This is a genomic window from Streptomyces sp. NPDC018263, from assembly GCF_055562575.1.
In genome coordinates, this window is sequence record NZ_JBVHFA010000001.1 from 532,970 (window position 1) to 545,510 (window position 12,541).

Annotated in this window: 12 protein-coding genes; 4 read left to right on the forward strand and 8 right to left on the reverse strand. The window is 73.8% G+C overall.

Annotated features, from left to right (window positions below):
* Window positions 1-43: 43 nt before the first annotated feature.
* Window positions 44-1,123, reverse strand: coding sequence for a succinyl-diaminopimelate desuccinylase (gene dapE / locus ACZ3HQ_RS02440; RefSeq protein ID WP_467507263.1), 1,080 nt, complete (start codon window positions 1,121-1,123; stop codon window positions 44-46).
* 95 nt (window positions 1,124-1,218) lie between these two features.
* Between dapE and ACZ3HQ_RS02445 the strand changes: the two genes are divergently transcribed.
* Together ACZ3HQ_RS02445 and ACZ3HQ_RS02450 are read left to right on the forward strand one after the other, a co-directional pair.
* Window positions 1,219-2,217 (forward strand): VldE C-terminal domain-containing protein, encoded by a 999-nt coding sequence (locus ACZ3HQ_RS02445; protein ID WP_467507265.1) that lies wholly within the window; start codon window positions 1,219-1,221, stop codon window positions 2,215-2,217.
* A 292-nt stretch (window positions 2,218-2,509) separates the two neighbouring features.
* Window positions 2,510-2,797, forward strand: a complete 288-nt coding sequence (locus tag ACZ3HQ_RS02450) for an ATP-binding protein (protein ID WP_135783992.1) — start codon at window positions 2,510-2,512, stop codon at window positions 2,795-2,797.
* A 159-nt stretch (window positions 2,798-2,956) separates the two neighbouring features.
* Here ACZ3HQ_RS02450 and ACZ3HQ_RS02455 read toward each other — a convergent pair whose 3' ends face one another.
* Entirely contained in the window at window positions 2,957-4,054 is a 1,098-nt protein-coding gene (locus ACZ3HQ_RS02455; RefSeq protein ID WP_467507267.1) for a bifunctional succinyldiaminopimelate transaminase/glutamate-prephenate aminotransferase, read from the reverse strand.
* 121 nt (window positions 4,055-4,175) lie between these two features.
* On the reverse strand, window positions 4,176-4,496 hold the full coding sequence (fdxA, locus tag ACZ3HQ_RS02460) for a ferredoxin (protein ID WP_018561461.1): 321 nt from the start codon (window positions 4,494-4,496) through the stop codon (window positions 4,176-4,178).
* A 140-nt stretch (window positions 4,497-4,636) separates the two neighbouring features.
* Here fdxA and ACZ3HQ_RS02465 point away from each other — a divergent pair, with 140 nt between their 5' ends.
* Window positions 4,637-5,656 (forward strand): GNAT family N-acetyltransferase, encoded by a 1,020-nt coding sequence (locus ACZ3HQ_RS02465; RefSeq protein ID WP_467507269.1) that lies wholly within the window; start codon window positions 4,637-4,639, stop codon window positions 5,654-5,656.
* Window positions 5,657-5,665: 9 nt separating this feature from the next.
* Window positions 5,666-6,550, forward strand: coding sequence for a transglutaminase family protein (locus ACZ3HQ_RS02470; RefSeq protein ID WP_467507271.1), 885 nt, complete (start codon window positions 5,666-5,668; stop codon window positions 6,548-6,550).
* Window positions 6,551-6,556: 6 nt separating this feature from the next.
* On the opposite strand, the gene ACZ3HQ_RS02475 is transcribed toward ACZ3HQ_RS02470, so the two are convergent.
* The 5 genes from ACZ3HQ_RS02475 to ACZ3HQ_RS02495 all read right to left on the reverse strand — a co-directional run bounded on the left by ACZ3HQ_RS02475 (window position 6,557) and on the right by ACZ3HQ_RS02495 (window position 12,397).
* Window positions 6,557-7,171, reverse strand: coding sequence for a response regulator transcription factor (locus ACZ3HQ_RS02475; protein WP_350898805.1), 615 nt, complete (start codon window positions 7,169-7,171; stop codon window positions 6,557-6,559).
* Entirely contained in the window at window positions 7,168-8,352 is a 1,185-nt protein-coding gene (locus ACZ3HQ_RS02480; protein WP_467507969.1) for a sensor histidine kinase, read from the reverse strand. The genes ACZ3HQ_RS02475 and ACZ3HQ_RS02480 overlap by 4 nt, the downstream gene beginning before the upstream one ends.
* A 5-nt stretch (window positions 8,353-8,357) precedes the next feature.
* Window positions 8,358-9,116 carry an ABC transporter permease gene (locus ACZ3HQ_RS02485; RefSeq protein ID WP_467507273.1) on the reverse strand — a complete coding sequence of 253 codons (759 nt, stop codon included), beginning with the start codon at window positions 9,114-9,116 and terminating at the stop codon, window positions 8,358-8,360.
* Window positions 9,113-10,048, reverse strand: coding sequence for an ABC transporter ATP-binding protein (locus ACZ3HQ_RS02490; RefSeq protein WP_467507275.1), 936 nt, complete (start codon window positions 10,046-10,048; stop codon window positions 9,113-9,115). The genes ACZ3HQ_RS02485 and ACZ3HQ_RS02490 overlap by 4 nt, the downstream gene beginning before the upstream one ends.
* A 129-nt stretch (window positions 10,049-10,177) precedes the next feature.
* Window positions 10,178-12,397, reverse strand: coding sequence for a hypothetical protein (locus ACZ3HQ_RS02495; RefSeq protein WP_467507277.1), 2,220 nt, complete (start codon window positions 12,395-12,397; stop codon window positions 10,178-10,180).
* Window positions 12,398-12,541 lie beyond the last annotated feature (144 nt).

Genomic DNA, 12,541 nt, shown 5'->3' on the forward strand with positions numbered 1-12,541 from the left:
GGACGTGAGCATGTCCGGAACGCGGCGCCGCGCGGTGCGGGCGTCACGCGGTCAGCCAGGCGCGCAGCCGCTCCTCACCGGCGAGGACCTTGGCCACCTCGACCCGCTCGTCTCGCTTGTGCGCCAAGTGCGGGTTGCCGGGGCCGTAGTTGACCGCCGGGATGCCGAGGGAGGCGAAGCGGGAGACGTCCGTCCAGCCGTACTTGGGCATCGGGGTGCCGCCGACCGCCTCGATGAAGGCCGCGGCCGCCGGGTGGGACAGGCCGGGCAGGGCGGCGCCGCTGTGGTCGTCGATCACGAACTCCTCGACGCCGCAGTCCGCGAACACCTCGCGGACGTGCGCGACGGCCTCCTCCTCGGTGCGGTCGGGGGCGTAGCGGAAGTTGACGGTGACCACGCACTCGTCCGGGATGACGTTGCCGGCCACTCCCCCGCCGATACGGACCGCGTTCAGGCCCTCGCGGTACTCCAGCCCGTCGATCACCGGCCACCGGGGCTCGTAGGAGGCGAGGCGGGCCAGGGTCGGGGCGGCGGCGTGGATGGCGTTGGAGCCCATCCAGCCGCGCGCGGAGTGGGCCCGCTCGCCCTTGGTCTTCAGCAGCACCCGGAGCGTGCCCTGGCAGCCGCCCTCGACCTCGCCGTCGGAGGGCTCCAGCAGCACCGCGAAGTCGCCCCGCAGCCACTCGGGGCGGGCCTCGGCGAGGTGCTTGAGGCCGTTCAGCTCGGCGGCGACCTCCTCGTTGTCGTAGAACACGAAGGTCAGGTCGCGGTTGGGGTCCGGCACGGTGGCCGCGATCCGGAGCTGGACCGCGACACCGGCCTTCATGTCGCAGGTGCCGCAGCCCCACAGCACGCCGTCCTCGTCGAGGCGGGAGGGGACGTTCTCCGCGATCGGGACGGTGTCGATGTGCCCGGCCAGGATGACGCGTTCCGTGCGGCCCAGCTCGGTGCGGGCGAGGACGTTGTTGCCGAAGCGCTCCACCGTGAGGTGGGGCAAAGCGCGCAGCGCGGCCTCGATCGCGTCCGCGAGGGGCTTCTCGGTGCCGCTCTCCGACGGGATGTCCACGAGCCGGGCGGTCAGCTCGGCGGCGTCCAGCGTGAGGTCAAGGGTGGTGTCGGCCATGCTCGTGACCCTAACGCCCGTCCGGGGCGGGGGCCGCCGTGTCACCGGCACGGGCCCGCGGCGAGGGCCACAGCGGGCTCCAGTACCTTGTACGCGTGTCAGAGCCGTCCCCCTCTCGCCCCAAGCGTCGCGGCCGTGTGTTCCGGATCGGTGCGGCCCTGCTCGTCCTCGCCGGTGTCGGCGCGTACCTCGTCGTCCAGTACGTCACCGGGGGCGGCGCCGCGCGCGGCTGCACGGTGGTCTCCGTACAGGACGAGACGGTGTCGTACTCCTTCACGCCCGAGCAGGCCGTGAACGCGGCCACCATCGCGGCCGTCGGCACCGGGCGCGGCATGCCGCAGCGCGCTGTGACCATCGCGCTCGCCACCGCGCTCCAGGAGTCGGGACTGCGCAACATCGGCCACGGGGACCGGGATTCGCTCGGCCTGTTCCAGCAGCGGCCCTCGCAGGGCTGGGGCACCGAGCGGCAGATCATGGACCCGGCCTACTCGGCGGGCATCTTCTACGCGCACCTGGCCCATGTGCCCGGCTACGCCGAACTCCCGCTCACCGTCGCGGCGCAGAAGGTGCAGCGCAGCGGTTACCCGGAGGCGTACGCCAAGCACGAGCCGGACGCCGAGCTGCTGGCCGCCGCCCTCACCGGCCGCTCGGCGGCCACCCTGACCTGCGACGGCCGCACCTCCCGCACCGCCCGGGCGGCGAGCCCGGACGCCGTACGGACCGCGCTGGTACGGGACTTCGGGCGGGACGCGCTCCAGGAGACCGGCGCGGTGGTGGGCGGTACGGCCGTCCCCTCGCCCTCTCCCTCGCCCAGCGTGACCGCGTCGGCGCACGGGCGGACGGTGACCGTGCCGGTGCCGCAGGGCACCCGGACGGACGCCCACGGACGTACCGAGCGGGAGCGGGGGTGGCAGCTCGCGCAGTGGGCGGTGGCCAACTCCTCGGCGCTGCGCATCACTCGCGTGACGTACGAGGGGCGGGAGTGGACCGCGTCCAACGGCGGCGGGGACTGGCATCCGGCCAAGACCCCGACGTCCGGGGCGGCCGGGGCGGAGTCCTCACTGGCGTCCGTCCGCATCGTCACGGGGTCCTAGGGGGCCTGCGGACGCTTGTGCGGGGGCACCCCCGTAGGGGTTGCGGGGGCTGTCGGGGGGCGCGTGCGGGGGCGGGGGTGCGGGGACGACCCTCGGGCCTTGCGCCTCAAGGGGTGGAAGGATTCTGCGGGGCCTCTTCGCGACGGTCTTTGCCCGTTTTTATCCACACCTGATAATGCGATGCGTTATCCAGTCTTTACCTTCGGCGTCCGCAACCTTCGGCGGGTTCGAGCGGTAGTCAGTGCGTCCGGGCTCGGACACCACACCGTTCTCTCCTGTCGAATGGAGCATCATGTCCCTCCCCCTGACCCGCCGTATCGCCCGTGCCGCGCTGCTCGTCGCCGCGGGGGCGGCCGCCGGGGTCGGCGCCGCCGGTACCGCCGGTGCGGCCACCAACCAGCCGGCCGTGCCGGACCTCGGCGGTCTGACCAAGCTGGACGGTGCGACGCACGTGGACAAGGCCGTGGGCGGGCTGGCGGACAGCAAGGCCGTGAAGAAGGCCGTGCCGGCGCCTGCGGCGGGCAAGGCGGCGGGGAACGTCCTGGGCGGCCTCCCGCTGAAGGGCCTGCCGCTCGGCTAGTCGCTCGCCGCGAGGGGGTCCAGGGTTCTGCCCTGGGCCCCCTTGGCGTTTCCCGGGGCGGCGCCCGGCGCTGTAGGGCTGTGCCCACCCGTTCCGCCCTGCGGAACGACTGCCCACAGCCAGGGCGGCCAGCGGAGATCGCTGCTCGCCGCAGTGGTGCTACGCCGTCAAGCGAGAGATCGCCGCGTCGATGCGCTCGTCCGTCGCCGTCAGGGCCACGCGGACGTACTGATCGCCCGCCTCGCCGTAGAAGTCGCCCGGGGCCACCAGGATGCCGAGGTCGGCCAGGTGCGCCACCGTGTCCCAGCAGGACTCGCCCTTGGTGGCCCAGAGGTAGAGGCTGGCCTCGCTGTGGTCGATGCGGAAGCCGTGGGACGTGAGCGCCGCGCGGAGCTTGGCACGGCGGGCCGCGTAACGCTCGCGCTGGAGGCGTACGTGGTCGTCGTCGCCGAGGGCGGCCACCACCGCGGCCTGGGTCGGCGCGGAGGTCATCATGCCGCCGTGCTTGCGGATCTCCAGCAGCGGCATCAGCACCGCCGGGTCGCCCGCGACGAAGGCCGCGCGGTAACCGGCCAGGTTGGACCGCTTGGAGAGGGAGTGGACGGCGAGGAGGCCGTCGTAGGAGCCGCCGTTGACGTCCGGGTGCAGGACCGAGACCGGGTCGGCCTCCCAGCCCAGTTCCAGGTAGCACTCGTCGGAGACGATCAGTACGCCGTGCTCGCGGGCCCAGGCCACGATCCCGGTCAGCTCCTCCTGGGAGAGGACCTTGCCGGTGGGGTTGGACGGCGAGTTCAGCCAGAGCAGCTTGAGGTTCGTGGGGTCCAGCTCGCGCGGGTCGTCGTAGACCTCGTACTCGGCGCGGGCGAGGCGGGCGCCGACCTCGTAGGTGGGGTAGGCCAGGCGCGGGTAGGCGACCTTGTCGCCGGGACCGAGGCCGAGCTGGGTCGGCAGCCAGGCGACCAGCTCCTTGGAGCCGACGACCGGCAGCACGTGCCGGTGGGTGACGTCGCGGGCGCCGAGGCGGCGCTCCAGCCAGCCGGTGATCGCGTCGCGCAGCGCGGGCGTGCCCCAGACCGTCGGATAGCCCGGCGAGTCGGCCGCGTCGACCAGCGCCTTCTGGATCAGCTCGGGAACCGGGTCGACCGGGGTGCCGACGGAGAGGTCGACGATGCCGCCGGGGTGCGCGGCGGCGGTCTTCTTGTACGGCTCCAGCTTGTCCCAGGGGAAGGCGGGGAGCCGGTCGGAGACTGCGGACACGGGGCTTGCTCTCTCTTTCCTAGGGTGCGCGAAACGCCTCGGTCCCGTACGTCCCGGGGTGACCGGGCCGTACGGGACCGAGGCGGCGCGCTCATACGGGCCGCCGGGCCTTGCCGACCGGTTACTCGCCCTGGGGCGGGAGCGCGGCGATGAAGGGGTGGTCGCGCTCGATCAGACCCAGCTTGCTGGCGCCGCCGGGGGAGCCCAGCTCGTCGAAGAACTCGACGTTCGCCTTGTAGTAGTCCTTCCACTCCTCCGGAGTGTCGTCCTCGTAGAAGATCGCCTCGACCGGGCAGACCGGCTCACAGGCACCACAGTCGACGCATTCGTCCGGGTGGATGTACAAGGACCGCTGGCCCTCGTAGATGCAGTCGACCGGGCACTCCTCGATGCACGCCTTGTCCTTGACGTCGACACAAGGCTGCGCGATGACGTAGGTCACGCTGTCGTTCCTCCTCGATAGGGCGCTGGCGGGCCTCCTCAGGCTCCGCCGCCTGGCGCGCGGGAGCGCGGCGTCGTCGATGCCCGCACCTAGTATCTCCGTTCCGGAGCGTGATCCGAACAGGAGGGGTGGAGCGACCCGTGGAAATCTCGGTGACAGGACTGCTCAAGGTCCTCATCACCCCGGCAGACGTGGGCAAAAGGGTATCTGTACGGCAGTTGACGGGATCGGGTGCGGCGGGCGAGAAGTTCACCGACACGGTAGGCGTTCTCACATCCTGGGACGACGACGGCGTGCTCATGATCACACGGCGGGACGGCCGGGTGGTCAGGGCCGAAGCGTCGTCGCTGGTCGCGGGCAAGGTCGTACCGTCCGCCCCGGCGCGTCGCCGGGGGCCGTCGGCGGGGTACGAGGAGCTGGCGCGGATCGCCGCGCGGGCGTGGCGTCCGGTGGAGAGCGAGCGGCTCGGTGAGTGGGAGCTGCGGGCCGCCGGCGGCTTCACCCGGCGGGCCAACAGCGTGCTGCCGCTCGGCGAGCCGGGGCTTCCGCTCGACGCGGCCCTGACTTCCGTAAGACGCTGGTACGGCGAGCGCGGACTGCCCGCCTACGTCCAGACCGCCACCGGTGCCGAGGGCACGCAGGAGCTGCTGTCGGCGGAGCTGGCGCGGCGCGGCTGGACGCGGGAGGTCACGGCGGAGCTGTGGACCGGAGCGCCGGCGCCGGTCGCGGACCGGGACGGCGGCGCCGACGTGGTGCTCTCCCGCGAGGCGGACGAGGCGTGGCTCGCGCGGTACGGGCGCGAGGGAGTGAGCGAGGTGGCCCTGCGGGTGCTGCACGGCGGACCGTCGGTGTGGTTCGCCCGTGTGCCCGGCGCGGACGGCGAGCCGCCGGCGGCGATCGGGCGGTGCGTGGTGGACGGCCGGTGGGCCGGTTTCGCCGCGGTCGAGGTCGATCCGGCCCGGCGGCGCCAGGGGCTGGCCACGGCCGTGATGGCCGCGCTGGCCCGGCGCGCGCTGGACGAGGGCGCCTCGGCGGCGTGGCTCCAGGTCGAGGAGGACAACGAGGGCGCGCGACGGCTGTACGACGGTCTCGGCTTCGCCCGGCATCACGCGTACCACCACTACCGGGAGCCGGACACGGCCGGCTCCGGGCGGTCGTAGGAGGCCGTCGTGGAGCCCCAGGAACCGGCCCGCCGCCCCGCTTTCCCGCCGCCGTACCCGCCTCCGCCGGAGCGGTCGGCGGAGCTGCGGCGCCGGTTCGCGCAGGAGGCGCGGTCGCAGTGGCCCGACCTGTCCGCGCTGTGTCTCATGATCGGCGCGGAGGGGGACGGCACGCTGGACGAGGCCGGGATGGACGCGGCCCAGATCGAGCTGGACGAACTCGCCGGGCGGCTGCCGTTCCGGCCGGGCGAGCCGCTGGCGTGGGCGCGGGCGGTGGGCCGGCTGCTGGGCGGGACCGAGGGCTTCTGCGGGACGGCCGGGGAGTACGAGCGGCTGGAGTCCTCGCTGCTGCACTCCGTGCTGCGGCGGCGGCGCGGGCTGCCGATCCTGCTGTCGGTGGTGTGGATGGAGGTCGCCCGGCGCGCGGGCGCCCCGGTGTACGGGGTCGCGCTGCCGGGTCACTTCGTGGTCGGCTTCGGCACGGCCGGGGACCGGGTACTCGCCGACCCCTTCGAGGGCGGGCGGGTGCTCAGCGGGGCGGACACCGAGCTGCTGGTGGCCGGGGCGACGGGCGCGCCGCTGGAGCCCTCGATGCTGGTCCCGGCGGCCCCGCTCCAGGTCATCCAGCGCATCCTCAACAACATCCGCGCCTGGGCCACCGTCCGCCCCGAACGCTCCGACGTCGCCCTCTGGGCGGTGGAACTCGCCATGCTCCTCCCCTCCCGCCCGGCCCGCCTCCGCTACGAACGGGCCCGCCTCCTCGTCCAGCGCGGCGCCTTCACGGAGGGCGCGGCCGAACTGGAGGCGTACGCGGAACTGGTCTCGGTGGTCGACCCGACGGCCGAGGAGAAGGCACGAGCACAGGCCCACGCGGCAAGAGCCCTGCTCAACTGACCGGCTTCAGAGCCAGCCCTTTTCGCGGGCTATGCGGACGGCCTCCGCGCGGTTGCGGGCGGCGAGTTTCTGGATGGCGGTGGAGAGGTAGTTGCGGACTGTGCCCTGGGAGAGGTGGAGGGTTTGGGCGAGTTCGGCGTTGGTGGAGCCGTCGGCGGCGGCGCGGAGGATCTCGCGTTCGCGGTCGGTCAGGGGGTTGGCGCCCTCCGCGAGGGCCGCGGCGGCCAGGGTGGGGTCGATGACGCGTTCGCCGGTGAGCACCTTGCGTACGGCGGCGGCGAGTTGGGCGGCGGGGGCGTCCTTGACGAGGAAGGCGTCGGCGCCCGCCTCCATGGCGCTGCGGAGGTAGCCGGGGCGGCCGAAGGTGGTGAGGACGACAAGCTTCACGCCGGGGTGCGCCCGGTGGACCTGGGCGGCGGCCTCGATCCCGGTGCAGCCGGGCATCTCGATGTCGAGCAGGGCCACGTCCACCCCGTGCTCCCCCACGGCGGCCAGCACCTCGTCCCCGCGTGCGACCTGCGCGACGACCTCGATGTCGTCCTCCAGCCCGAGCAGCGCGGCGAGCGCCTCGCGGACCATCGACTGGTCCTCGGCGAGGAGGACCTTGATCGTGCTCGTCATGACCCGGATATTACGTCCGCGACGACGGCCGAGGGGACGCGGGCGACCACCCGGAACCCCTTGGCGGACCGCCCCGCCTCCAGCGTGCCCCCGGCCCCCTGGAGCCGTTCCGCGAGCCCGGTGAGCCCGTTGCCGGGCCCCTTGCCCGGCCCGCCCGAGCCGTTGTCCTCGACGGACAGCTCCAGCACCGGCCCGTCCAGGGTGTGCCGGTGCAGCAGCTCCACCGCGCACCGCTCGGCCCCGCTGTGCCGGACCACGTTGGTGACGGCCTCCCGCAGCGTCCACGCGAGCGCGGCCTCGGCCTCCTCGGGCAGCCCGGCGAGGTCGGGCTCGCCGGGGATCTCGGCGATGACCCCGGCAGCCGCCAACGCGACCTGCGCACCGGCCAGTTCGGCGGCGAGCCGGGGCCGCCGGTACCCCGTGACGGCCTCCCGTACATCGACCAGCGCCTGCCGGCTGACCCGCTCGATGTCCGCGACCTGCTGGGCGGCGTCCCCCGGGCGGCCTGGCAGCATCCGCCCCGCCAGCTCGCTCTTGAGCGTGATCAGGGACAGCGAGTGCCCCAGCAGGTCGTGCAGGTCACGGGCGAGCCGCAGCCGCTCCTCGTTGGCGGCGAGCTGCGCCACGGTCGCCCGCGCCTTGCGCAGTTCGACGGTGGTGCGGACGAGCTGCCGTACGCCCGTCATGGCGAAGCCGATCAGCACCACCAGCAGGATGAGGTTCCGCGCCTCCTCCTCGTCGCTGTGCAGCCCGACCAGGTACATCACGGCCGCCGAGGCCGGGATCGCCCAGTAGGTGGCCTTCGTCGGGAGGGTCGCCCCGCAGGCCACCGAGAGGTAGACGAAGAGGCCGAGCCAGGCGCTGCCGAGGGTGTAGGCGAGCAGCGGCGCGAGGATGCCGAGAACCAGCAGGAGCAGGACGACGGCCGGGCCGGAGAAGGTCCGGCCCATGTTGCGGAAGACCAGCCCCAGGTAGGCCACGACGAACGCGGCGAGTCCGACCGCTCCGGCCCAGGTGGCCGCCGTCCCGTGGCCGCCGCTCACCAGGTCGTGGACGGGTGAGCCGAGGAAGACCAGCCACACGCCGATCCACAGCAGCTTCGCCCACAGCTCGCGCCGCCCCCGCGGCGGACGCCCCACGGGGGTGTCCGTCTCGCCGCCGGCCCACCGGTCCTCCGTCATCGCGTTCACGCCTTCAGCGTGTCCTTCCGGTACAGCCAGGCCGCGCCGCCCGCGAAGAGGACGAAGTACACGGCGAGGACGGCGACGTCCCGCGCGTGCGGGGCCTGGCTCTGCTCGACCGCGCGTCCCAGGGCAGCGTACGCGTACGTCGGCAGCCACTCGGCGATGTCCTGGAGCCACCGGGGGAACCCGGCCGAGGGCATCCACAGGCCGCCGAGGAGGGAGAGCGCGAAGTAGACGATCATCGTGATGGGCCGTACCGCGTCCCCGGAGGCGAGGTAGCCGATGGCGACGCCGAGCGCGGCGAAGACGAGGCTGCCGGCCCAGATGACGCCGGTGAGGGCGAGCCACTGCCAGGCGTCGAGCCGTACGTCCTTCACGACGGCGGCGACGATGAACACCATCACGATGGACGGCAGGCTCACCACGGCCGCGCCGGCGGTCTTGGCGAGGACGTAGCCGTGGCCGGGCAGCGCGGTCAGCCGGAGCTGGCGCACCCAGCCGCTCTCCCGCTCCTTGGCGATGCGCTCGCTGTTGCCCATCAGCACGGCGGTCAGGGCGCCGAAGGAGGCCATGGAGACCATCAGGTAGGTGGCGACGGTCAGGCCGGTGCCGTCCACCTTCTCGTCGGTGCCCGAACCGCCCGCGAAGATCAGGAAGATGATCGAGGGATAGAGCACGGAGAAGAACAGGAACTTGCGGTTGCGCAGGGCGCGGGCGAGCTCCAGCTTGATCAGGGCCCGTGAGGCGAGGATGCCGGTCATGCGCGCTTGGCCTCCTCGGCCTCGGTGATGGCGACGAAAGCCTGCTCCAGGCCGAGCCCGGCGACTTCCAGGTTGCGGGGGCAGAGGCCGAGCCCGTAGACGGCGTGCACGGTGGCGTCGGCGTCGGAGGACTGGATGCGGACGGTCTGCCCGGAGACGTCCAGCGAGGTCAGCGCGGGCAGTCCGGCCAGCGCGGTCGCGTCGATGACGCCGGTCAGGTCGAAGGAGACCCGGCGGGCGCCCGCGCGGGCCTTGATCTCGGCGGCGGTGCCGTCGGCCAGCAGGCGGCCCCGGTGCAGGACGAGCACGCGGTCCGCGACGGCGTCGGCCTCTTCGAGGTAGTGCGTGGCGAAGAGGACGGTGCGGCCCTGGTCGGCCTGCTCCCGCATGGTGGCCCAGAACGCGTGCCGGGCGGTGACGTCCATGCCGGTGGTCGGCTCGTCCAGCACGATCAGGTCGCTGTCCCCGGCGGTGGCCAGGGCGAAGCGGACGCGCTGGGCCTGGCCGCCGGAGAGCTTGTTGACCTTGCGGTCGGCGATCCGCGTGATCCCGGCGCGGGCCAGCACGTCGGAGGCGGGGTAGGGGCGCGGATGCAACGAGCAGGCCAGTCCGATCAGTTCGGCGACCGTCACGTCCTCCATCAGCCCGCCGCTCTGGAGCATCGCCCCGACCCGCCCGGCGACGATGGCCTCGCGCGGGCCGGTCCCGAACACGGTCACCGTGCCCTCGTCCGGCTGCTTCAGCCCGAGCAGCAGATCGAGCGTGGTGGACTTCCCCGCCCCGTTGGGCCCCAGCAGCGCGACGGTCTCCCCGGGCCGCAGCACGAGCGACAGCCCGTCCACCGCCGGCACGTCCCCGTACGCCTTGCTCACCCGCTCGAACCCGGCCACCCCCGGCGCGGCGGTCGCGGTCGGTACCGCTGTCGTTGTCATGCCGTCCATGCTGGCGGTCAGGGGGGTGCGGGCGGCAGTGCCGTCGGTCCTGAGTGGCGGATGACAGATGTCATACGACGGCGAGGGCACCCGGAGCGGCTCCGGATGCCCTCGCTGTGCCGTGCGGGACTAGTTCGGCTTGGTGTCGATGGTGCCGATGCGCTCCGCCGCGGTCTTGCCGACCAGGGCCTTGCGCAGGGCCGCCACCACGTCCTGCGGGAGCACGTCCCGCTTGCCGGTGGCGCTCTCCACCTTCACGCCGTCGAAGGTGGTGCCGTACGCGGCCCTGAGCGCCTCAAGGTTGTAGGTGTCGGTGAGCTTGCCGCCCACCGCCTTGAACCCGAGGATCTTCGGCAGCGAGCGGGGCCCGAAGTTGATGCTGTGCGCCGCGTCGACCTGGACGGTGACGATGTTCGACATCGCGGGTTCCGCGAACGCCTTCATCTCGCGGTCGACCTCGGCGTTCGGAACCGTCGGCTGCTTGGTGGTGGTGGGGACGGTGACCGGGGTGGCGGTGCCGGTCTCGATCAGGGTGCGGTACGCCTGCTCGACGGCCTTGCTGGAGCCGGCCGCGTCGATGGCCTTGCCGGGCTTGCCGTAGACGGCGACGGCCTTGCCGGACTCGAACTTGATGCCGCCCTCGACGACCGAGCCCGAACCGCCGCCCGCCTGCTGGAGGGCGACCTGGAGCTTCTCCTCGTCCACCGGGGTGACCGGCTGGACGACCCGCTTCTGCCCGAAGAGGGAGCCGATCACGGAGAGCGGGTTGTAGTCGCTCTTGGCGGCGTCGCTGACCGTGGCCTGGTAGTCGAACTGCAGGCCCGCCTTGTCCGGGGTGAGCGCCACGTTGCCGCCGCCGACGGAGAGCTGGAGCGGCTTGTTCACCCGGTCCCGGAAGGCGTCGTCGAGCTTCTTGACCGCGTCGTCACGGGTGCCGCCGCCGATGTCCACGCCGAGCACGGTGGTGCCCTTGGGCACGTCGGTGCGGTTCATCAGCAGCCCGGCGCCGTAGGCACCGCCCACGACGACGACCACACCGGCGACCAGCAGCATCAGCTTGCTGCGGCCCTTCTTCTTGGGCTGCGGCGCGGCCTTCGCCTGCGGCGCGGGCGGCTTGGGGGCCGTGTACGCCGGGCGGTCGGCGGCCGGACCGAACGGGTCCGCCGCGTCGCCGGGGACGACCGGGATACCGCTGGTGACGGTGTGTCCGGAGACGGCGCCGTGCGGGGCGCGGCCGGGGGCGCCCGGGGCGGCGGCGAGCTGCTGCGGGGTGAGGATCGCGGTGTCGTCGCCGAGGGGGGTGCCGGCCTGCGGAGCCTGGGGGGCCTGGGGGGCGCCCTGCGGGCTCTGCGCACTCTTGGGCGGGGCGCCGCCGGGCGCGCGGAACGCGGGCGGGCCGTCGAAGGGCTCACCGGGCTCCATGCCCCGCATGCCGGGGGCACCGGGTGCGTTGCCCGGCACCGGACGGGTCGGCAGCGGGCCGTCGCCGGTGACCGGGCCGCCGGTCGGACCCGTGGGGCCGTTCGGGCCGGGGGCGCCGTGGCCGCCCGGGCCGTTGAAGCCGTTCGGACCGCCGGGGCCGCCACGGCCGTTGGCGCCGGGCGCACCCGGTCCACCGGCCGGGGCGCCGCCGTTGTCGGAGAAGAACGGCAGGTCGTCGCGGGCGGGCTCGCCCGGGCGCGTGCCCCCGCGCGGGCCTGCGGCCAGCGCCTCCGTCACGTCGAACGAGCCGGTGCCGCCGCCGTGGCCCGGCGCGACGGGGCCGCCGGTGGCGCCGGACATGCCGGAGCCGTTGGTGCCGCCGGAGCGGGGGGCGTTCGGGGCGGGGGCGCTGGGCCGCTGCGCGGAGGGGCCGGGGCCGAGCGCGGGCGCGCCGGTGCGCGGGACGCCCGTACCGGCGGCTGAACCGCCCGGCATTCCGGCGCCGTTGGTGCCACCGCCGCCGGAACCGCCCTTGGGGGCGCCGGACTTGCGGGGAGCGAACCAGTCGCTGGTCTTCTCCTCCGCCTGCGGGGCGGCCTCGGCGGCCGGTTCGGGCGCGGGCGGCGCGGCGGGCTCGGGCTGCGCGTCGACGGCCGGCTCGTCGCCGCCGCTCTCCCCGCCCGGGGCACCCTCGACGGTCTTGCGCATGACGACCGGCGGAATCGGCCGCGATCCGGGGATGTTGATCCGGACGCGCGTGGTCAGCGTGGTCTCCGTCTTGCGCTCCTCGGGACGCGCGTCCGGACTTCCCGCGCCGGTCCCGTCGCCGGAAGCCATGGGGGTCCCGTACGGCGGGGTGCCGGAGGGGTATGCGGCTCCGCCGCGCCCGTTGGGCCCGGAGGACGGAGTGTCAGTTTCACGACTCAAGGCAGGTTCTCCCGGTTGGCTCCGCCGCCCGTCACGACCTCAGCGGGCATCTCGGCGGCGCGCACCACCATACTGGCCACCTCTGGCGCGAATCCCACGACCGCCGGGGAAATCCGCACCGGACCCCCACGAGGGGCACGCGAA